This is a genomic window from Massilia sp. MP_M2 (assembly GCF_039123635.1).
In the GTDB taxonomy this organism is placed as follows: domain Bacteria; phylum Pseudomonadota; class Gammaproteobacteria; order Burkholderiales; family Burkholderiaceae_D; genus Telluria.
In genome coordinates, this window is sequence record NZ_JBCHJF010000001.1 from 662969 (window position 1) to 685033 (window position 22065).

At 64.9% G+C, this 22065-nt stretch carries 17 protein-coding genes; 6 read left to right on the forward strand and 11 right to left on the reverse strand.

Annotated features, from left to right (window positions below):
• Positions 1 to 32: 32 nt before the first annotated feature.
• The 4 genes from RCH14_RS02980 to RCH14_RS02995 all read right to left on the reverse strand — a co-directional run bounded on the left by RCH14_RS02980 (position 33) and on the right by RCH14_RS02995 (position 7486).
• Positions 33 to 1244 (reverse strand): glycosyltransferase, encoded by a 1212-nt coding sequence (locus RCH14_RS02980; RefSeq protein WP_343024661.1) that lies wholly within the window; start codon positions 1242 to 1244, stop codon positions 33 to 35.
• Between the two features lie 423 nt (positions 1245 to 1667).
• A complete protein-coding gene (locus tag RCH14_RS02985) occupies positions 1668 to 3245 on the reverse strand; it encodes a Wzz/FepE/Etk N-terminal domain-containing protein (RefSeq protein WP_343024662.1) in 1578 nt (525 codons plus the stop codon).
• Positions 3242 to 4276 (reverse strand): LysR family transcriptional regulator, encoded by a 1035-nt coding sequence (locus RCH14_RS02990; RefSeq protein WP_343024663.1) that lies wholly within the window; start codon positions 4274 to 4276, stop codon positions 3242 to 3244. Before RCH14_RS02990 ends, RCH14_RS02985 begins: the two co-directional genes overlap by 4 nt.
• A gap of 279 nt (positions 4277 to 4555) precedes the next feature.
• Complete coding sequence (locus RCH14_RS02995) at positions 4556 to 7486, reverse strand: insulinase family protein (RefSeq protein WP_343024664.1); 2931 nt, start codon at positions 7484 to 7486, stop codon at positions 4556 to 4558.
• Positions 7487 to 7654: 168 nt separating this feature from the next.
• Here RCH14_RS02995 and RCH14_RS03000 point away from each other — a divergent pair, with 168 nt between their 5' ends.
• The 5 genes from RCH14_RS03000 (at position 7655) to RCH14_RS03020 (ending at position 10450) form a co-directional block, all read left to right on the forward strand.
• Positions 7655 to 8002, forward strand: a complete 348-nt coding sequence (locus RCH14_RS03000) for a metalloregulator ArsR/SmtB family transcription factor (RefSeq protein ID WP_343024665.1) — start codon at positions 7655 to 7657, stop codon at positions 8000 to 8002.
• The gene (locus RCH14_RS03005) at positions 7983 to 8414 is read left to right on the forward strand and encodes a YeeE/YedE family protein (RefSeq protein ID WP_343024666.1); all 432 of its coding nucleotides are present in this window, start codon (positions 7983 to 7985) and stop codon (positions 8412 to 8414) included. Before RCH14_RS03000 ends, RCH14_RS03005 begins: the two co-directional genes overlap by 20 nt.
• A gap of 10 nt (positions 8415 to 8424) precedes the next feature.
• Entirely contained in the window at positions 8425 to 8841 is a 417-nt protein-coding gene (locus RCH14_RS03010) for a YeeE/YedE family protein (RefSeq protein ID WP_343024667.1), read from the forward strand.
• A gap of 22 nt (positions 8842 to 8863) precedes the next feature.
• A complete protein-coding gene (locus tag RCH14_RS03015; protein WP_343024668.1) occupies positions 8864 to 9613 on the forward strand; it encodes an MBL fold metallo-hydrolase in 750 nt (249 codons plus the stop codon).
• Positions 9614 to 9751: 138 nt separating this feature from the next.
• Complete coding sequence (locus tag RCH14_RS03020; protein ID WP_343024669.1) at positions 9752 to 10450, forward strand: dienelactone hydrolase family protein; 699 nt, start codon at positions 9752 to 9754, stop codon at positions 10448 to 10450.
• Between the two features lie 242 nt (positions 10451 to 10692).
• Here RCH14_RS03020 and RCH14_RS03025 read toward each other — a convergent pair whose 3' ends face one another.
• On the reverse strand, positions 10693 to 11154 hold the full coding sequence (locus tag RCH14_RS03025) for a hypothetical protein (RefSeq protein ID WP_343024670.1): 462 nt from the start codon (positions 11152 to 11154) through the stop codon (positions 10693 to 10695).
• A 369-nt stretch (positions 11155 to 11523) separates the two neighbouring features.
• Here RCH14_RS03025 and RCH14_RS03030 point away from each other — a divergent pair, with 369 nt between their 5' ends.
• A complete protein-coding gene (locus RCH14_RS03030; RefSeq protein ID WP_343024671.1) occupies positions 11524 to 12492 on the forward strand; it encodes a TerC family protein in 969 nt (322 codons plus the stop codon).
• On the opposite strand, the gene RCH14_RS03035 is transcribed toward RCH14_RS03030, so the two are convergent.
• The 6 genes from RCH14_RS03035 to RCH14_RS03060 all read right to left on the reverse strand — a co-directional run bounded on the left by RCH14_RS03035 (position 12493) and on the right by RCH14_RS03060 (position 22064).
• Positions 12493 to 15183: a molybdopterin-dependent oxidoreductase gene (locus RCH14_RS03035; RefSeq protein WP_343024672.1), complete on the reverse strand. Its 2691-nt coding sequence runs from the start codon at positions 15181 to 15183 to the stop codon at positions 12493 to 12495.
• Positions 15184 to 15194: 11 nt separating this feature from the next.
• On the reverse strand, positions 15195 to 16424 hold the full coding sequence (locus tag RCH14_RS03040; protein WP_343024673.1) for an FAD-dependent oxidoreductase: 1230 nt from the start codon (positions 16422 to 16424) through the stop codon (positions 15195 to 15197).
• Complete coding sequence (gene nirD / locus RCH14_RS03045; RefSeq protein WP_343024674.1) at positions 16421 to 16768, reverse strand: nitrite reductase small subunit NirD; 348 nt, start codon at positions 16766 to 16768, stop codon at positions 16421 to 16423. Before nirD ends, RCH14_RS03040 begins: the two co-directional genes overlap by 4 nt.
• Before the next feature lie 11 nt (positions 16769 to 16779).
• Positions 16780 to 19344, reverse strand: coding sequence for a nitrite reductase large subunit NirB (gene nirB / locus RCH14_RS03050; RefSeq protein WP_343024675.1), 2565 nt, complete (start codon positions 19342 to 19344; stop codon positions 16780 to 16782).
• 11 nt (positions 19345 to 19355) lie between these two features.
• Entirely contained in the window at positions 19356 to 20651 is a 1296-nt protein-coding gene (locus tag RCH14_RS03055; RefSeq protein WP_343024676.1) for an MFS transporter, read from the reverse strand.
• A gap of 261 nt (positions 20652 to 20912) precedes the next feature.
• The gene (locus tag RCH14_RS03060) at positions 20913 to 22064 is read right to left on the reverse strand and encodes a CmpA/NrtA family ABC transporter substrate-binding protein (RefSeq protein ID WP_343024677.1); all 1152 of its coding nucleotides are present in this window, start codon (positions 22062 to 22064) and stop codon (positions 20913 to 20915) included.
• Position 22065: the final 1 nt, after the last annotated feature.

Consider the following 22065-nt stretch of genomic DNA (forward strand, 5'->3'; position numbering starts at 1 on the left):
GGATGTACTGGGTACACACGAGGCCGCATCGGTCAGATTGCACCGCGTCTACGCTGAGGCCGCAGACCAAGAATGACGGCGGGGTGGCGGCAACGCCCCCAATGGCCACGCACCAGGCGCATGTAGACCGCCACGTAGACCACCATCTGGGCCAGGACCAGTGCCACGGCGGCGGGTACGGTATCGCCGAGCAGCACGGCGGCAATCGTTGCGGCGCTGAGCCAGGCGGTGACGAAGCAGGCGACACCGGCATTGCGGCGCCATGCGTATGGGGCGATGCGAATCTTGTTGCAGGCGACGCGGCGGTAAAACAGCGAATGCAGATGCAGGCGATCCGGTGCGCCGACCAGAGCGCTGCGCAAGATCTTTCGGCGGTACATGCTGAACAGGACTTCGATCACCGGGTAAGCATAAATGGCGAGAATCTGCCACGCATTGATGCCGGGATTGCGGACAATCGTCAGCACTGCCACCTCCGCCGCCCAGAAGCCGATGAAGTACGCGCCACCGTCACCCATGAACAGGCGGCCGGTCGGGTAATTGAGAAGCAAGAATCCGATGGTCGAACCCATACCAGCCAAAGCCAGCAGCGTGACGACGAGATCCCCATCCTGCCACGCCAGAAAACCTGTGCCGGCAAGAATGACGACGATCGTGCCACCGGCGACACCGTTGAAACCGTCGACGATATTGATGGCATTGGATACCCCGGCAACCGCAAATGCGGTCATGGCAAACGACACCGGGAGCCAGTGCAAGACGCCGTCAAGCGCCCAGATATCCAGGCGCGGCAAATGCGCTTCCACCAGCCAGGCGGCCAGTACGGCGCTTGTCAGGATGGCGCACAGGCGGGTGCGGACCGAGACTTGCTTGGTCAGGTCTTCGATGATGCCGGCCAAAAACGCAGGCAGCGCTGCCAGCAACAGCAGCAAGATGAGCGTGTTTGCCTCGGTTTGCAGCGCAAGCGGGTAGCCAAACAGACCGCCATAGAACGGCACTGCCAGCACGCCCGCAACGATCGCCACGCCACCAGTGCGTGAGACCATGTTCTTGTGAACTTTCTGGATACTGTTAACGTCGATATCGAATGAAAACCTGCCATGCCAACGCTCGGTAAGGACATTGAGCATGCAGATAAACACGCTGACCAGCAATGCCAATAAAAACGTTTCGAGAACGGGGAACAATAATTCCGGCGGAAACACTGATTCAAAACTATTGAATTTTTGTTTTATCGCCATCATGCCCTCCGCCTGATCTGAAAAACACCTTACTCGCATGCGCACGCAACATCATTTCGTTGCCAGTGCAAACCCCGACATTTACAGATACCACGTTTGAACAGATATTTACTTTAGCAAAATGGGAATGAAAAAAGCGTTGAAAATATCGATGTATTGATGAGCAGACTTCCTCATCAGATGCATTTTTATGATTGGTTTCTGTTTCGATCAATCCACGAGAAAATATCGAAAAAAGATGGTTGGCGGCTCAGGTTAAATACCATGCGCGCCAGGAATGACGGCATGCTTTGCATCAGTGAAGTAGCCCAGGCGGATCTCTGCGGCGCGTTGCACGCGGACTTGCCATGGAGGCGCGTTGTACGCCGGCTTGCCATGGACGCGCATACAGCGCGGCTCATGCGACGGGCGAACCGGCATGCCAGCTCACCCCTGTGCGGTCGTCGTCTGCGTATCGCCCTTGGCGGCGCTGATTGTCGCTTCGCCCTGCCCCGCCGCAGCCGGCGCGGCGCCCTGCGGATGCGATTGACCTTCGTCCAGCGGCACCTGCGTACCGAGCGCGAGCCGCCGCACGCCCCATGTTGCGCCGACCCGGTACTTGCGCCGCACCAGCGAGTTCTTCAACACCGAGGCGCCGACACCGCCCACCAGGCCCAGCAGACAAGCCAGCACGAGCATGATCGGCAAGCCGAGCGTGACCGACTGCAGCGGTATCTGCGCCCGATCGACCACGCGCACGTTGACATGATTGGACAGCATCAATGCATCGAGCTTGTGGCGGGTATTGAGCAGCTCGAAACTCATCTGGCTGTGCGCCAGCTTGTCGCGATTGACCGCCAGTATTTCTTGCTGCGCTGCTCCGAAGCCCTTGCGCCTGTTCTCGATGTCGGCCAGGTCATGGCGGATCGAGGCGATGTGCCGCGTCACGACCAGCATGTCGGGATGCCGGTCGCCGACGCGGCCCGACAACGCGATTCTCTGTTGTTCTTTGGCCGTGAGTTCGGCCTGCAGCACCAGCGACTGCTGGGCCAGGATGCGCGCGTCTTCGCTCAGGTCGGATGCGCCGTGCTGTTGCAGGAGTACGTTGAGCCTGGCATCGAGCTCATGGATGCGGCGTTGTGCTTGCGCGACTTGCTGGTCGTAGAACACCAGCTGGTTCTTTACCTCGTCGTTTTTCTGGGTGGTTTGCTGCTGGATATACTGGTCGCCGATTTCATTGAGGATCCGGCTGACGAGCTCGGGCCGGGCACCCTGCAGCGACACGCCGATCACATTCGACAGCCGGCCCTTTTCGGCGATCGCCAATGAGCGTTGCAACCTGTCCACTGCCTGCCCCTCGCGGCTTCGATGCAGCGTGAACGCTGCGCCGGGCCTGGCGTGGATATGTGCAACCAGGATCTCCAGCGTTCCCGCAGGCAGCCTGGCGTGCAGCCGCTGGCCCACCTTGCCCTTTATGCGTATGCCGGCCTCATGCTGGCTGAGCGTGTAGGTATCCGGAGCGCTGACGACCAGATTGAAGGGCTGGTCAAGCAGCGCATCGGGCACGTTGAAGGTGTCCACCCGCACCTGCTCGTTGCCCCAGACATAGCCACCCACCCCGAACAGGCCGGGGTCGGACAAGCCTGGATTGCTGCGCGCGATGAAGGCGCCAACGACGGGAAACAGGCTCGGCTCGACGGCGATATCGAGGTGGAGGGCATTGACGACCCGCGCCAGGATCGAGCGCGAGCGCAGGATTTCGATTTCGGTGATGGCCGGGGTTTCCGTCTGCACGTCGGCCGATGGCGGCGCGTTGCGCGTGATCTGGATCAGGATGTTCGATTCATAAACCGGCTTTACACTGAGGGCGACAACGATGGCCAAGATGGCAATCACACAGGCCACGCCCCCAATCAGCCAGCCGTTGCGCAGCACGTGGCGGAACGCGGACAGCACTGCGGGCGCCTCGCCGTCTCTGCTGCGCCGCGACAGCGGCATGGCCATCGGCTGCAGGACGCGCTTCATGCCTGGCCCGCCCCTGCCTGATGGCAGCGCTCGCTGCACAGATGCAGCGCGTCGGCAAATTGCCTGGCCACCGACCCCACCACCACCGACTGTGCGCACATCAGGTACAGGCGCGTGCGGTGATGGCGCGCGCCCGCCATCGGCAAGAGGCGCAGGTGCCGGGCGTCCAGCGCCGGTTGCACCTGGAACCTGGGCAGCCACGCATAGCCCACGCCCTGTCGCAGGATACCGATGGCCCGCTCAGGATTGCACACACGCCAGGAACCCGGATGATGCGGCGCGGCTTCGGCCATGCCGGTGCCGTTACCGTGCTGTGCCGGTGCGATGACGACCTGGGAATGCGTGTTGAGTTCATCGTGCGTGATGTCGCGCTTGCCTGAAAACAGCGGATGGGCGGGATGGGCCACGGCGATGTGCTCGACCTCGAGCAAGAAATCGGCGGCAAAGCCCAGTACCGGCTGCGCACCGATGACGATGTCGAACTCGCCCGCATGCAGCGCGCCGCGGGCGCCGTCGGGTGTGACTTCGCTGACGCTCAGACGCATGTCGGGTAGTGACGATGAACACTGCCGCGTGGCCTGGATCAGCAGATCGGATGGAAAGCCGGGGTCCATGGCCACGCGCACTTCCGGGCCCAAGCCCTGGCGCAGCGTGTCGGCCAGCGCCTCGAGCGCATTGGCGTGCCGGACCAATTCGCGCGACCTTTCCAACAGACATAAACCTTCGGCAGTGATCTGCGCCTTGCGCCCTTTCAGTTCCAGCAAGGCGATGCCGAGTTGCTCTTGCAGCTTGGCAACGGCGTGACTGATGGTCGATTGGGTCACGTGCAAATGATCGGCGGCACCCTCGAAACCATCGTAATCAATTACCGCATGAAACATATTCCATTGCTTGAGACTACTACGGAGCGTTCTGGCTTTACAAGACTGAACAGCGCCGGATTTGAATGTGGTGTCAATATCGATCGCATGCGCCGTATCCGGCAGACTATCCAATGGCGCAAACAGTTTCATGGCGTATCTCACTTGCATTATCCGTGCAGATATTTAACTGAGAAAATCTTTGGAACAGCCTGCGCGCACGCGCAATACCAATGGATGATATGCAGGACATCCCGGGCGGATTCTGCGTACCGTCAATGCATCGGAGTGATTGGAAAATGAATCGAAGATTCAGGGCTGGCCGAATCCGACAGCAGGCATTGCGCCTACTAAAATACTCGAAAAGAAATTCCCTATTAAATATAGTGCTTGAGCTATTTTAATAGGGAACCAGGATGACGGGCGGCTACCGGCGGTAGCCGCATACCATCACGCGCCAGCCAGCACCGACAAATCGAGCACGGCCAGGCCGCCCAGGTCCTGCTCGGTGTTGCCGGCAAACGCCGCGCGGCTGGCGGTGCCGTTTTTCAGGTACTTCAGCACGACCGCCTTCACCTGCGCCTGTGTGCAGCCCAACACGGCCTGGCGGAAACGCTCGCGCGTGGCCATGTCGGTACCGCGCCGGTACATGCGCCAGCCCAGGCGCACCGCATCCCACGGCGCTTCCGGCTTGTCGAGCTTCTTGATGACGCCGATGATGGCTTCCTCGACCTGCTCGTCGCTGTAGTCGGACGCCAGGATGGTGTCGACCGCCCCGTCGAAATCGCGGTAGGTGGCCGCCAGGCGCGGGTCGCGGAACGACGCCATCGAGAACACGCCCGAATCGCCCGCATACGACGCGCTGCCGCCATATGCGCCGCCCGCTTCGCGCAGCGCCGTGTGCAGCACCTGATTGGTGAACAGCTCGGCAGCCACGCTCAGCGCGCCAGCATCGGCGTCGTGCGACATCGGCACCGCCCATGCGATATTGCAGTGATTGACCTGGCCCGCCGCGTGCAACGCGACATTCGCGGGGACTTGCGGCGCGGTTTCTGTGGATGCGCCGGGCACCGGGACTGCGCCACCTGCGATAGCGGACGTCGGCCAGGCGGCCGCCAGCAGGCGCGCCAGGTCATGCCCGTCGTCGCCACTGCCGGCGCACAGGATGCTCGGGCGTCGGGCCACGATGGCGGCATGGATGCGCGCCAGTTCGGCCGCGACCTGCGCCACGCCTTCCGGTGTGGCAGCCAGTGCTTTCAGGTGGGCGTTGAATGCCAGCGCGGTCGGCCCGGCAATGGCATCCTGGAAGCGCCGCACTTGCGCCAGCGGCGCGCTCACGGCCATGGACGCGTAATGGCTGCCGGCCTGTGCCAGGTCGTCCAGCGTGTTTTCGACCTTGCGCTCAAGCAGATAACGCAGGCGAACGGCCTCGTCGAAGCGTGGCCGGGCCATGTAGGCATCGAGCACCGCGACGATATTGGCATGCTCTTCGCGCAGGGCGTTGGCCGATACCGCCAGGTCGATGCGCAGCGCGCCGTCTGGCAGCTGGAACGGTTGCAGGTCGAAGCCGAACGACGGCACCATACGCTGGCGCCAGGCGCCGGCATCGGCGTAGTCCTGGCCTTCCAGGCCCAGGTCGTCGCGCAGCTGCGTGTACAGGGCCAGCCATGGCCAGTCAGCGGCCGGCATGGCCGACACGTCATACACGATGCTGGCCGACGAAATGCCGTTCGAGCCGATGCTGAACGCGTGGATGTCGTCTGTGGCCGGTGCAAACGCGGGCAAGGTGCGCGGCTGCGTGCCCACGTCGCCGGGACGGATGCGCGGCAGCACCTGCGAATCGAACGCCGTTTTCTGGTGCGCTTCGAGGGCCACGCTATCGGCCGCGATGCGCGCGCGGTCGGCGTCGGTCAGTTGGGCCGAGGCCTGCGCCAGGCGCGCGCTTTCCACCGCGTCGCGGTCGGAAAAATAGGCGGCGTCCGGCACGATGGTCGAGACCAGGCGGCCAGGCGACGTCAAGAGGTTACGTACGAGCGACTTGAAATAGGCGGGATCGGCGATATCGCTTTCCATCGCCTGCAGGATCGCGTCGCTGTCGAAGGCGGTGACGACGTCGCCATCGCGCATCGCGACCGGCAGCGCCACCAGCAGGCGTTCGAGCACGTTCGGCATGCTGCCGCTGCGGGTATTGCGTTGCTGGTACTTCAGGTCGCGCAGTGCAGCCTGCAGCGTGGCGTGCTCCACGCCCTGCTCGGCCACCTGCTCCAGCGTGGACCAGATCAGCGCTTCGGCCAGCGGCGCCTGCGCCTCGGTGAGGCCTTCCATGCCGACGTGGAACAGCATCTGGCGGGCACTGTCGTCATGGCCATTGAAGCCCGATGGCCGGCCATAGCCCGCCGTCTCCATCGCCTTCATCAACGGCGCGGCGGCGTCGCCCAAGAGGCCGGCCGACAACAGGCTCGCTTCGAATGCCACTTTCGGGATCGCCGACTCACTCATCAGCCACGTCATTTGCAGGCCAAATTCGTTGTCGCGGCCCTGCTGCGACGGGATGCGCACGGTATTGCGCTGCGGCGCTGCGAAGGCGCTGGCCAGTTGCGGGACGCGGCGCGCCGAGACATCGATCTGGCGCGCCAGCACGCGCTCGGCGATGCGCGCCTGGACTGCGGCGGCGGGCAGCGGCCCGGCGGTCATGAAGATCGCCTGCGACGGGTGGTAATGGCTGGCGTGGAAGTCCTTGAGCATCTGGTGCGTGAGTTCGGGGATGGCCAGCGGATCGCCGCCCGAATCGACCTCGTAGGTGGTGCCGCTCAGGATCGTCGAGGTCAGGCCCTTGTACAGAGCGTGGCCAGGATCGGCGAACGCGCCCTTCATTTCATTGAAGACCACGCCCTGGTAACCGAGCACGCCGTCGGTGAGCGTGTAGCGCCAGCCTTCTTGCAGGAAGTTCAGGTAATCGAGCTTCGGGAAGAAAGCGGCATCGAGGTACACATCGAGCAGGTTATAGAAATCGTTTTCGTCGGTGCTGACGAACGGATACACGGTGCGGTCGGCGTAGGTGAACGCATTCATGAAGGTCGCGGTGGAGCGGCGCAGCATGGCGAAGAACGGATCACGCACCGGATAGCGCTGCGAGCCGCACAGCGCCAGGTGTTCGAGGATGTGCGCGCGGCCATCGCTGGCGTCGGGCACGGTGGGGAAACCCACCAGGAAGGCCATGTCGGCGCCGCTGGTGGTCAGGTGGATGTGGCGCGCGCCGGACGCCGGCGCGACATACTCTTCCATCGTGGCCTGGAGTGCAGGAATGGCGTGACTGCGGAGGTGCTCGAAATGACTCATGTACGGTTCTTTCAGAATATGGCAATGGTCGTGGTGAGTCATGAAGACGTTCGACGACGGCATGACGACCACAATGCCCTGAAATTCTACCCCGTGCCGGGCACACGCGTTGGCACCGCCCAAACCGCCGTCACGAACCAATTAATATATTAAAATATATTTTGTTTTTCGATATAGTGTGGTTCAATGAAGTCTGACGAAAGCGAACCCATGACACCCCAACCAGAACCATTGAACCTGCCGCAGATGCAAGCCGCTGCCGTGCGCGCCTGCGCTTTACTCAAGACGCTGGCCAACCCGGACCGGCTACTGCTGCTGTGCCAGCTCACGCAGGCCGAATACTGCGTCAGCGAGCTGGCAGCGGCGTCCGGGATTGCCCAGCCCACCCTCTCGCAACAGCTGAGTGTGCTGCGCGAGGAGCGCCTGGTCACGACCAGGCGTGACGGCAAGCAAATCTATTACAGCCTCGCCAGCGACGCGGCCAGCGCCGTGCTACAGGTCCTGTACCAGCAGTTCTGTGCACAACCGGGAGGCAGCGATGACCGTCAACTGGGCTGACTTCACCCCCTGGACCGCGCTGGGCGGCGGCCTGCTGATCGGCCTGGCCGCCGCCCTGCTCGTGCTGTTCAATGGGCGCATCGCCGGCATCAGCGGCATCGTCGGCGGACTGCTGCGGCCGGCCCCGGGCGAACGCGGCTGGCGCATCGCATTTCTTGCCGGCCTGATCGTGGCGCCACTCGTCTACATGCTGGCCGCCCCATTGCCCGCAATGCACATCGACGCCGGCACGGGCACCCTGATTGCCGCCGGGCTGATCGTCGGCATCGGCACCCGCTACGGCGCCGGCTGCACCAGCGGCCATGGCGTGTGCGGGCTGGCACGTGCTTCCGCCCGTTCGCTGGCGGCGACACTGGCGTTCATGGGCGCCGGCTTCGCAACCGTGTTCATTATTCGCCATCTATTGGCTTGAGGAGAACAGCATGCGCATCCTGATGGCATTGATTACCGGCCTCGTGTTCGGCATCGGCCTGATCGTATCCGGTATGACCAACCCGGCCAAGGTCCTGGGCTTTCTCGACCTGGCCGGCCGCTGGGACCCTTCACTGGCGCTGGTGATGGCGGGCGCGATCCTGGTGGCGCTGCCGGCATTCCGGGTCGCTGCAAGGCGCCGGCAATCGCTGCTGGGCGAGCCCATGCGCCTGCCGACAGCCACCCGGATCGACCGCCGGCTGGTGCTGGGGAGCCTGGCCTTCGGGGCCGGCTGGGGACTGGCCGGCTTTTGTCCCGGTCCGGCACTGGCTTCCCTCGCGACAGGCGGCGTGCAGCCACTCATTTTCTGCGCCGCCATGCTGGCTGGCATGGGGCTCTTCGAACTGCTCGAACGGCGCAGGTCCTGATCCACCGATCACCGGAGGCACCATGATTTTCAAACAACTTTTCGAACCGCTGTCGAGCACCTATACCTATCTGCTGGGTGATCCGCAAACCGGCCAGGCCATCCTGATCGACCCAGTGATCGTCAGCATGGAGCGCGATCTTGGCGTTCTGCACGAACTGGGACTGACACTGGCCTTCACGCTCGACACCCATATTCATGCCGACCACATCACTGCGGCGCTGGCATTGCGCAACGCCACCGGCAGCAAGATCGCCGCGCCCGCGTTCGACTGCCTGCCGTGCGCCGACGTGGCGATCGAGGAAGGCCGCCCGTTCGAGGTCGGCGGACTATCCCTGCAGCCGCTGCATACACCCGGCCATACCGATGGGCACTTTTCCTATCTGCTCGGCGAGCGGGTGTTCACCGGCGACGCGCTGCTGATCGACGGCTGCGGCCGCACCGATTTCCAGAACGGAGATGCCGATGCGCTGTACCGCAGCGTGATCGAAAAGCTGTTCACGCTGCCTGATGACACGCTGGTCTATCCCGCCCACGACTATCAGGCGCGCCGCGTTTCCTCGATCGCCCAGGAAAAACAGCGCAATGGGCGACTTGGCGCCGGCAAGACGCTGGATGAGTTTCGCTCGATCATGGCGGAGCTGGCTCTACCCTACCCGACCTTCATCGACTATGCCGTGCCCGGTAACCGGGCGTGCGGCGTGTGCCCAGAGAAGCTGCCCGAGCAGCTCGCCCATTACTGCCGGCAAATGGGCGTCAGTCTGCAGGGCTGATATCTGCGCGCACGAGGGGCCGGGCCGGGCCACAATCGTGCTGGTGGCAGCATCCGCCCCATTCGTCTTATCATATGCCTCGCTACGGCCGCTCACGCAACCCGGCCGGCACCCTCCCCGTCAACCAAAAGGAATTCCATGTCCGAAACACTTACCGTCACCACCGCCGAACGCAGTTTTGATTGCTACGTGGCCCGTCCCGACGTCGTCGGGACCTACCCGGTCATCGTCGTGCTGCAGGAAATCTTTGGCGTGAACGCCGGCATCCGCAGCATCGCCGACAACTACGCCGCCAAGGGCTATATCGCCGTCGCTCCCGACCTGTTCTGGCGCGAAGAGCCGGGCGTGGAGCTGTCGGAAGCAAATGAAGCCGACGTCGCGCGCGCGTTCGCGCTGTACCAGAGCTACGATTTCGACCATGGCGTGCAAGACATTGCCGCCACCATCAGCGCGGCGCGCACGATGGAAGGCAGCACCGGCAAGGTCGGCGTCACCGGCTACTGCCTGGGCGGGCTGATGACCTACCTGAGCGCGGCGCGCACCGATGGCGATGCGTTCGCGGCCTACTACGGCGGCGGCACCGACAACTACCTGGCCGAAGCGAAGAACATCGGCGCGCCGTTCCTGTACCACCTGGCCGGCGCCGACGAATACATCGGGCCGGATGCGCAGGAGAAGATCAAGGCAGCGTTCGCCGGTAGCAACGATGCCGAGATCCATGTCTACCCGGGTTGCGACCACGCGTTTGCGCGTCCGGGCGGCGGTCACTACGACCATGGCGCGGCCACGCTGGCCAACACCCGCACCGACGAGTTCTTCGCGCGCACGCTGCGCTGATCCGGCGCCTGGCGCCATGTTCGTCTGCTGGCGCCAGGCCGGCAGACGGGGCTCTCCCTGCTGTCAGATGACACGCCATTAGAAAAACCGGGCACTGCTTACAACGCTTTTTCCGCAATTCTTTTTCACACTTGGCGCGGCCGACTGACGCAGGATGTGGAAATTTCCGGCCGACGTGAGCTGGAACTGAATCTAGACAACCTGGACCCAAAGCGGGTATTGCGACATCACTTTGAGTAGTATTAAGTTCGCTGTTTCAGTATCTGGACTGAGCCCATTGGCGCAGGCCAAAGCTCGAGATGATATTGGTCGTCGCCGTCAAGCCCATCGGCTGATACGGAGTCAAGACCGTAAAAGCTGGCACGAACACGATAGGTACCCGAGGCAATTTTGATGCGCACCGCGTCAGGAAAATAGTCCGTGCAGCCTGCCGCGACAATAGCGCCGCTTTCCACCTCGATAGAACACTCGACGATTTGATCGAACTTGTCGGCATCGAGTACCGGCTCTTGCTCCAAAACGGCGATCGTAACGGGCACCTCGACATTCCGAACTGTGCCGATTCCTACAGTGCCTGGCGCCACCGCCAGGAGGCATTCGACAGCATCATCCGTCCAGGCGTGCGAAAGGTTGCCGTCGATGTTCTCGTCCTGAATGTAGAACTGGTAGTCATCGGCAAATAACGTTAGCGTGTAATGGCTCATGGGCACCCCGATCAGATTGATAAACGCACTGCGGTGAATGACGGACTAGCGCAGTGAAACCGAGCGCCTGCTTTTGGCCGAAAGCGTAAGCTCGCCCAGTCTACGGCAGCCATCGATCGTCGCGCAATCAATGAGGCTGTCAGCATGATTCAAACGCTCAGTGCGCTACGCGGCCTTCATTAACTTGACGCGCTTTTCACGTTCTGTACCACCCGACACCGCCCCCTCCCGATACAGCCGCCAGCGTCGTCGGAAGCGTCCATCGAAGGCCCCCATGCGTGCGGCATTCCCATAAAATTCATGCTGTAATAGCAGCGCGTGCCGGTCAGCACGCTTTCCCCGCGTCCACTGCCACTCCACGGAGTACACATGCTCGAATCGGTCGGCACACCCACTCTCTATCTGTCCTTCACCGCGTTCGTCGTCGTCATGCTGGCCATCGACTTCTTTGGCCTCAAAACGTCGGGCGATCATAAAGTCAGCACGAAAGAAGCGGCCATCTGGTCGCTGATCTGGATCTCGGTGGCGCTGGCCTTCGGCGGCTGGTTCTACTGGTATCTCGAAGGCATTGCCGGCCCCGTCGTGGCCAAGGCCAAGTCGCTTGAATACATCACTGGTTACCTGATTGAAAAGTCGCTCGCGGTCGACAATGTATTCGTCTGGATTACCCTCTTCAGCTTTTTCGGCGTACCGCCGCAATACCAGAAACGCGTGCTGCTGTATGGCGTGCTGGGCGCGATCGTGCTGCGCGCGATCCTGATTTATCTGGGCGCGATCCTGCTGGCCCAGTTCCACTGGATCCTGTATGTGTTCGGGCTGTTCCTGCTCTACACCGGTATCCAGATGCTGATCTCGGCCGACAGTGAGCCCGACCTGGCGGACAACAAGCTGCTCAAATGGCTGCGCGGCCACATGCGAATCACCGACGAATACCACGGCGAAAAATTCTTCATCATGCGCGACGGCCTGCGCTTTGCCACGCCGATGTTCGTGGTGCTGATCATGGTCGAAATCACCGACGTGATCTTCGCGGTCGATTCGATTCCGGCGATCTTTGCCGTCACGGGCGACCCGTTCATCGTGTTCACGTCGAACGTGTTCGCCATTCTCGGCCTGCGCGCGATGTACTTCTTGCTGGCCGACATGGCAGACCGCTTCCACCTGCTCAAGTATGGTCTGGCAGGGATCCTGATCTTCATCGGCGTCAAGATGCTGCTGCTCGATATCTACAAGATCCCGACCGGCATCGCGCTGGGGGTGGTCGGGGCGATCCTGGCGGGGTCGGTGGTGGCGAGTCTGCTCACCTCGAAACCCGCCGCAAAAACGCCGCCGGGCTGATCACGCGGCAGCAGCGGCGAAGCGCACCTCGTGCAGCAGCGACTTGATCTCCGGGATGCACGAGCCGCAGTTGCCGCCCGCCTTCAGGCAGGCTGTCACCTGGCCTGGCGTCTGCAGGTCCCCGGCACGGATCGCGGCGCAGATCGTGTTGCGGCCAACGCCGAAGCACGAGCAGACCGTCGGCCCGGGGTCGGGGCCGGCTTGCACGGCGCGGCCGGCCAGCAGTGTGGCCCGTTCGCGCGGCCCCAGTTCGGATGCGGCGAACAGCCCGCCCAGCCAGGCGCGCGCCGGTAAATCGGGCGCGCGCGCCACGAACAGGCAGGCTTCCAGGCGGCCGTCGACGAGCAGCGCGGCGCGCAGCATGCCGGCCGACTGGTCCTGGTACTCGATCCAGTCGGCATCCGCATCAGCCGCCCCTCCAGCACCCAGCAGCGCGCGCGCCATGTCCGGCGTGACCGGTGCCCGCCCGGCCAGTTCATAGCGCACGAAGCCGCTGCCGCGCACCCGCGTCCAGTGGGCCACCCCGTCGAGGGCGAGATCGTGCCGGCTCATGATGAAGCCATACCAGGCCACGCCGAACGACTCGATCCGCACCGGGGTATGCTTGAATTCGGGCTCGCCAGAAACCGGGTCGACGGCCGGATTGACCAGTGCCCCAACGCGGGCATCGGACGCGGTCTGGCCGTTCCAGTGAATCGGCACGAACGCGGCGCCGCGCGCGATGCCGCCGCCGTGCGCCACGCGCGCCACCATCGCGCCCCAGCGTGAGCTGATGCGGGCCAGCTCACCTTCGCGCACGCCGGCCATCAGCGCATCGTGCGGGTGCAGGTCGACGAACGGCTCGGCCGCGTGGCCGGCCAGGCGCGGCGACTTGCCGGTACGCGTCATCGTGTGCCACTGGTCGCGCAGGCGCCCCGTATTGAGCACCAGCGGGAACTCGCCGCAAGGCAGATTGGCCGGCGCGCGCGCGCCCGTCGCGATGAAGCGCGCCTTGCCGTCCGGGTGAGAAAACCCGCCGCTGCCAAACAGGCGCGCGGTGCCCTCGCCGGCTGCGTGCACCGGCCACTGCACCGGTTGCAGGTCGTCATACGCAGCGCCGCTCATCCCCACCAGCGGATCGAGCCGGAATACGCGGCGGTAGCCATCGTCGTCATTCTTCCAGGTCGACAGGCACGCGTGTTCGTCGAAGATTGCATGCGCGCTGTCGAAGTCGAAACCCGAATACCCCATGCGCTGCGCGACATCGCACAGCGCGCGCCAGTCCGCCCTCGCCTCGCCCGGCGCCGGCAAAAACGCGCGCTGACGCGAGATGCAGCGTTCTGAATTGGTGACCGTGCCATCCTTCTCGCCCCAGGCCAGCGCCGGCAGGGCCACATGCGCATACGGCGTCAGGTCGGTGGCGGCCATGACGTCCGACACCACCACCAGCTCGCAGGCGGCCAAGGCGCGCCGCACCTGGTCCGCGTCCGGCATGCTCACAACCGGATTGGTCGCCATGATCCACACCGCTTTTACACTGCCCGCTTCGATCGCGCGGAACAGGTCCACGGCCTTCAGGCCCGGCTTGTCGGCGATGCGCGGGGCATCCCAGAACGTGCGTACCGCGTCGCGGTGCCCGACGTGGTCCAGGTCCAGATGGGCGGCGAGCATATTGGCCATGCCGCCCACTTCGCGGCCACCCATCGCATTGGGCTGGCCGGTCAGCGAGAACGGGCCCATGCCGGGGCGGCCGATGCGGCCGGTGGCCAGGTGGCAGTTGATGATCGCGTTGACCTTGTCGGTGCCGCTGCTGGACTGGTTCACGCCCATCGAGAATGCAGTGACCACTTTATCGGTGCGGGCGAACAGGTCGTAAAAGGCGTGCAGGTCGTTCGGATCGAGGCCACAGGTAAACGCCACGTCGTCGCCTGCGTTGGCAACATCGAGCGCCGCATCCAGGCCGGTCGTGTGCGATGCGACGTAGTGGGCATCGAACGCATCGCTGCGCGCCAGGTGCGCCAGCAGGCCGTTGAACAGCGCCACGTCACTGCCGGGCTTCAAGGCCAGGTGCAGGTCGGCCAGTTCGCAGGTGGCCGTGCGGCGCGGGTCGAGCACGACGATCTGCATGGCGGGGCGCGCTTCTTTGGCCTTTACGATGCGCCCGAACAGCGTCGGATGGCACCAGGCCGCGTTCGAGCCGACCAGCACGATCACATCGGCCAGTTCGACATCCTCGTAACAGCCCGGCACCACGTCTTCGCCAAAGGCGCGCTTGTGGCCCGCCACGGCGGACGACATGCACAGGCGCGAGTTGGTGTCGATATTGGCGCTGCCGACGTAACCCTTCATGAACTTGTTGGCGACGTAGTAATCCTCGGTCAGGATCTGGCCCGACACGTACAGCGCCACCGCGTCCGGCCCGTGCTCGGCGATGATGCGGGCGAAGCCGTCCGCCACGGTACCCAGCGCCTCGTCCCAGCTGGCGCGCGCCAGCACCCCACCCTGCCGGACAGCCGGATGCAGCAGGCGCCCGTCCAGATCGAGCGTCTCGCCCAGCGCCGAGCCTTTCACGCACAGGCGGCCGCGGTTGGCGGCGTGTTCAGGGTCGCCTTCGATCGTCGCGCCACCGCCGGGCAGCGCGGCCGCTTTCACGCCGCAGCCGACGCCGCAATAGGGACAGGTGGTGCGCACAGCGCGGATCGGGATCGTCATGAGGTAGCTTTCTATGCAGCCTGCGCGTCGCACAGCGCAGGACCGAACAACAGGCGGTCGCGCAGCGCCGAGATGTCGACACCGCGCCCGATCAGGTCGAAATACCAGGGGCCGTCGGCCACGTCGCCATACAGCACGGCGCCGACCAGGCGGTCGCCCGCCAGGACCAGGCGTTTGTATACGCCCGAGCGGCGGTCGCGCAGCACCAGGTCTTGCGTGCCCGGGCCGCCGACGATGTCGCCGGCCGAATACAGGTCGATTCCGGTGACCTTGAGTTTGGTGGCCACTGCCTGCTGCACGTAGCGACGATGCCCGAAGCCGGCCAGGTGCGCCGCGCAGACGCGCGCCTGTTCCCAGATCGGCGCGACCAGGCCGAACGTGGCGCGGCGGTGCTGGACGCACTCGCCCACCGCATACACGCGCGGGTCGTAGCTTTGCAGCGTGTCGTCGACGACGATCGCGCGCTCGACATGCAGGCCGGCGGCGCGCGCCAGCGCCACGTTCGGGCGCACCCCGGCCGCCATCACCACCAGGTCGGCCGGCAGCATGACACCATCGGACAGGCGCACCGACGCGACCTTGCCGTCGCCCAGAATGGCCTCGGTCTGCACGCCCAGCAGGATCGAGAGGCCCCGCCGCTCGAGCGCGCCCTTGAGCAGCAGCGACGCATCGCCATCGAGCTGCTGGTTCAGCAGGCTGCCGGTCAGGTGCACGACCGTCACGTCCATCCCGCGCCGCAGCAGGCCATTGGCTGCTTCCAGTCCAAGCAGGCCGCCGCCGATCACCACCGCGTGCCGGCCGTCGCGCGCTGCCTGCAGCATGGTGTCGACGTCATCCAGGTCGCGAAAGCCCACCACGCCCGGCAGGTCCGCGCCCGGTACCGGCACGATGAACGGCTGCGAACCGGTGGCCAACAGCAGGCGGTCATACGTCACCTCGATGCCCGATTGCGAACGCACGCTGCGGCGGCGGCGGTCGATGGCCACGACCGGGTCGCCCGTGTGCAGCGTGATGCCGTGTTCGGCGTACCACGCGCGCGGATGCAGCACGATGTCGTCCTGCGTCTTGTCGCCGGCCAGCACGGGCGAGAGCATGATGCGGTTGTAGTTCACATGTGGTTCGGCGCCGAACACGGTGATGTCATACATAGCGGGCGCCAGGGCGAGCAGCTCTTCGACCGTGCGCATTCCGGCCATGCCGTTACCGACCACCACCAGCGCGGGCCTGCGCGCCGTGTTCATGCGGCGACCCACACGGTGTCGCCATCGATCCGGGCCGGATAGCTCGCCACCGACTGCGCCGGCGCTTCCAGGCATTCGCCGCTGGCCAGGTCGAAGTGCTGCTTGTAGATGGGCGAGGCCACGACGATGCGCTCGCCGATGCTGCCCACCAGCCCGCGCGAGAGCACGGCGGCCTGCGAGTTCGGGTCGTAGTTATCGATGGCGAACACGCGCGGCTCAATGTCGCCGACGCGGAACACGGCCACCTGGCGGCCGTTCAGCAGCGCGCACACGCCGGTGTCGGGGACGATCTCGTCGAGCCGGCAGACCGCGGTCCAGTTGGCAAGTTGGGTGTCACGATGCATGGTCATTCTCCTCAAGCCACGGCGATGGGAATCGTGCGGCGGCGTTCGTCGAACGTGGCCGGGCGCACCTGCCCGCGCTCGGGCACGAACACCACGTTACTGTCAGGCTCCGTGCTGTTGACGAAGTGGCGGAAGCGGCTGCGCACGGCCGGATTGGTGATGGCTTCCTTCCATTCGCAGGCATACGTGTCGACCACGTGCTGCATCTGCGCTTCGAGTTCGTCGCCGATGCCCAGGCTGTCCTCGACCACCACTTGGCGCAGGTACTCGAGGCCCCCTTCGAGGTTCTCGCGCCAGGTCGACGTGCGCTGCAGGCGTTCGGCCGTGCGCACGTAGAACATCAGGAAGCGGTCGGTCAGGCGCACTACTTCGGCCTCGGTCAGGTTGGACGCGATCAGCTCCGCGTGGCGCGGCTTCATGCCGCCATTGCCGCACACGTACAGGTTCCAGCCCTTGTCGGTGGCGATCAGGCCCACGTCCTTGCCCTGCGCCTCGGCGCATTCGCGGGTGCAGCCTGACACGCCGAACTTGATCTTGTGCGGCGCGCGCAAACCCTTGTAGCGGTTTTCCAGTTCGATGGCAAAGCCCACGCTGTCGCCCACGCCAAAGCGGCACCAGGTCGAGCCGACGCATGATTTGACGGTGCGCAGCGATTTGCCGTAGGCGTGGCCCGACTCGAAGCCGGCGTCGATCAGCGCTTCCCAGATCGCCGGCAACTGGTCCACACGGGCGCCGAACAGATCGACCCGCTGGCCGCCCGTGATCTTGGTATACAGGCCGTACTTCTTGGCCACCATGCCCACCGCGATCAGGCCATCGGCCGTCACCTCGCCGCCCGGCATGCGCGGCACGACCGAGTACGTGCCGTCCTTCTGGATGTTGCCGAGGAAGTAGTCGTTCGAATCCTGCAGGCTGGCGTGCTTTGGTTTGAGCACGAAATCGTTCCACACCGAGGCCAGGATATTCGCGGCGGTGGGCTTGCAGACGTCGCAGCCCAGGCCCTTTCCATGGCGCGCCAGCAGTTCGCCAAATTCCTTGATGCCTTCCACGCGCACCAGGTGGTACAGCTCCTGGCGCGAGTACGCGAAGTGTTCGCACAGGTGGTTGTTGACGGCCACGCCCAGTTTTTTCAGTTCGGCGTTCAGCACCTGCGTCACCAGCGGCACGCAGCCGCCGCAGGCCGTGCCGGCCGTGGTGCAGCTTTTCAGCGCGCCGATCGTGGTGGCGCCGCCGGCCACTGCTTCGCACAGCGCACCCTTCGAGATGTCGTTGCACGAGCAGACCTGCGCGGTGGCCGGCAGCTTGTCCACGCCCAGCGCCGGGCGCACGGTGTTGCCGCTCTCGGGCAGGATCAGATATTCCGGCGCTTCGGGCAGCTCGATCTTGTTCAGCATCGTCTGCAGCAGTGCGCCGTAGGACGCGGCGTCGCCCACCAGCACGCCGCCGAGCAGGTACTTGCCGCAGCTCGAGACGACGATCTTGCGGTAGGTCTGGCGCCGCTCGTCGAGGAACTGGTAACTGCGGCTGCCCGGCGTGACGCCATGCGCGTCACCCAGGCTGGCCACATCCACGCCCATCAGCTTGAGCTTCGTGCTCATGTCGGCACCAAGAAAGCCGCACTCGGCGCCCAGCAAGTGACGGGCGGCGGTGCGCGCCATGTCGTAGCCCGGCGCCACCAGGCCAAACAGCTGGCCGCTCCACAGCGCGCATTCGCCGATCGCGTAGACGTGCGGGTCGGACGTCAGGCACTGGCCGTCGATGACGATGCCGCCGCGCGCGCCCAGTTCGAGCCCCGCCTGGCGCGCCAGCTCGTCGCGCGGGCGGATGCCGGCCGAGAACACGATCATGTCGGTGTCCAGACTCGTGCCGTCGGCGAACTGCATGCGGTGGGTCGTCGCTTCGCCATCGACGATGGCCAGCGTGTTCTTGCCGGTGTGGACGCCGACACCCAGTTCTTCGATACGGGTACGCAGCACGCGCGCACCCGCATCGTCGACCTGCACCGCCATCAGGCGCGGTGCAAATTCGACGACGTGCGCCTGCAGGCCCAGGTCACGCAGCGCCTTGGCGCATTCAAGGCCCAGCAGGCCGCCGCCGATCACGACGCCGATGCGCTGGCGCGTCCCGTCGCCACGGGCGGCGCATTCCTTCATCTTCTCGAGGTCTTCGATCGTGCGGTAGACGAAGCAGTCCTTGCGGTCCGCGCCCGGCACCGGCGGCACGAACGGGTACGAGCCGGTGGCCAGCACCAGGCGATCGTAGGCGACAGCGCTGCCGTCGCCCAGCAGCACCGATTGCGCGGCGCGGTCGATGGCGACCACCTTCGCGTTCAGGCGCAGCACCACGCGCTCGGCCAGCTCGGCGCGCTCGAAGTAGCCCGGCGCGACCAGCGACAGATCAGCCGCGCTTTTACCGGCAAAGAATTCCGACAGGTGCACGCGGTCGTAGGCCGGGCGCGGCTCTTCGCCCAGCACAGTGACCCGCAGCGGCGTGGCCGGGTCGTGCATGCTGCCCGCAGCCAGCGTTTCGAGAAATTTGTGGCCCACCATTCCGTGGCCGATGACGACGATATGCATGACGATCTCCTTTATGCTGCAACGGTTGCGGACGGGACGCTGGACGTGCTGCCGAAGCGCGCGCCGAGCGCGCACAGGCTGGCCACCAGTACCAGGCCACTCAGGATCGTGAGCGTGCTCTGGATATCACCCGTACCCTTCATCAGAAAGCCCGCGGCGACGGCGCCGACGTTGCCGCCAGCGCCGACGATGCCGGCCACGCCGCCCAGCGCCTTGGGCGCGACAAACGGCACCAGCGCATAGGTCGCGCCGCAGGCCATGTGCGTGAACAGGCCGAACACCAGCATCGCCACCACGGCGAACACGACGCCGTCGGCCTGCGCGAACCACAGCAGGCCAAGCGCTTCACCGATCATCAGCACGAACAGCATGGTCACGCGGCGATTGACGTCACCACCGCGCGCAGCGCGGTCCGACAGCCAGCCGCCCAGCGCGCGGGCGAACAGCGCCAACAGGCCAAAGCTGCCGGCAGCCATGCCGGCCTGGCCCAGGGTCAGGTCGAAGTGATCGACGTAGTACACGGCGGCGATGTTGTGGATGAAGATTTCGATGCCGAAGCAGGCGCCGTAGGTGACGAACAGCAGCCAGGCGCGGTGGTTGCGGCAGCCTTCGGTGAAACTGGCCCAGCCGCCCTTGCCGGCGCTGGCCGGCAGGTTGCCGGTCTTGCGCAGGTCGTCGTAGTTACCGGCCGGGCAATCCTGCGTGTAGCGCCAGTAGACAAAGGCCATGATGATCATCATGACGCCCGGGACCACCAGCGCCACGCGCCAGCTCATCGACTGGCTCACGCCCAGCATCACGACGGCGGTCAGCAGCAGCGGCATCAGCGCCTGCGCTGCGCCGCCGCCGGCATTGCCCCAGCCGGCAGCGGCCGCGTTGGCGGTACCGACCACCTTGGGCGAGAACATCACCGACGTGTGGTACTGGGTAATGACGAAGCTGGCGCCGACCGCGCCGATGCCCAGGCGGGCCAGCAGGAAGGTTTCGTAGCTCTGCGCCATGGCCACGCCCAGCACAGGAAGCGCGCCGATCAGCAGCAGACCCGTATACGTCTTGCGCGGCCCGTAGCGATCACACAGGGGGCCGACCAGCAGGCGGACAAAAATCGTGATCGCCACCGCCGCGATATTGATATTGGCGATCTGCTCCATCGACAGGCCGAACTCGCCCTTGATGACGGGCATCAGCGGCGCGCAGGCGAACCAGGCAAAGAAACAGATGAAAAAGGCCACCCAGGTCAGGTGGAAGGCGCGCATCGGCGCGCCCTGGAACGAGAAGAGGTTGATGCTGTCTGCTTTGCCGGTCATGATTTTCGTCCTTGGAAAACAAAAAGGCGTCCGCGCTGCTGCCTGGGGCAGAAGCTGCGGACGCCGTTGTCCTGGTGCCGGCCCGTCGTTGGGCTGGCGTTATATGAAGGAGATCGTCATTGATCCTGTGCTCTGTATCAGCAAGAGACGTGCCACACGCTGTTCAGGGCGCGGCCGCCAACAGGCGCATTACAAATGCTGCATTGCGGTGCGCCATTCCCCAAGATGATGCACCGGCGTGCACCACCACCTTCGCCGGCGTCAAGCCGGTGCAAGGCCGGTCGCATAGGCGTGCGGATCACCGCCATCCCAGACCCGGCCATCCATGAGCGTGGACGTGCGCAGCGCAGCAGACGGCAGCGGCGTGCCGGTGCGCTCGGCCGCTTCGCGATACAGGTCGATGCGGTTGACCTGCTGCGCCAGCGCGAGGTAAGCGGGATCGGTACGCAGTAAACCCCAGCGGCGGTGCTGCGTCATGAACCACATGCCGTCGGACAGCCATGGAAAATTGGCCTCGCCATCCGCGTGGAAGCGCAGGCCGTTGTGGCCACGCCAGGCCGCGCCATCCAGAGGTCCGGCCAGGCAATACTGCAGCGTCTCGCGGCTGGCATTGACATACGCAGGACTGGCCAGCACCTCGGCCGCCGCTTCGCGGTTGGCGCGCGACGCGTCGAGCCAGCGCGCGGCCTGCAGCAGCGCGGCGATCATCGCGCGGCAGGCATTCGGATGGGTGGCGGCGAAGGCGGCGCGCGTGCCCAGCGCCTTGCCGGGATGGTTCGGCCACACCTGTTCGCTCGACGCGGCCTGCACGCCGGCGCCGTCGCGCAGCGCGCGTTCGCCCCACGGCTCGCCCGCACAGAAACCGTCCATATGACCGGCCGCGAGGCTCGCTGCCATCTGCCCCGGCGGCACCGTCACCACCTGGCAGTCTTTCACCGGATCGACGCCGTGCGCCGCGAGCCAGTAATACAGGAACATCGCGTGGTTCCCGGTCGGGAAGGTATGTGCCAGCGTCAGGCGCTGCCCTGCCTGCAGCAGGCGCGCGAGCCCGCCCGGCTCTGCTGCTGCTGCCGCCCAGGTGCGCGAGAGCGTGATGTTCTGGCCATTCTGGTTCAGGTTCATCAGCACCGCCATGTCGCACTGGCCGGTGCCGATGCCGTTCTGGATCCCGTAGACCATGCCGTACAGCGCCTGCGCTGCATCGAGCTGCCCGCCCACCAGGTGCTCGCGCATGCCGGTCCAGGATTGTTCGCGGCTCAGCGCAAAGCGCACGCCATACAGCTCATCGAAGCCCAGCACCGACGCCATCACCAGCGGCGCGCAGTCGGCCAGCGGCATGAAGCCGATGCGGATCGTCTCGATCTCGGGACGGTCGGTACCGGCGATCCATGCGCCCTTGCCTGCCAATGTCATA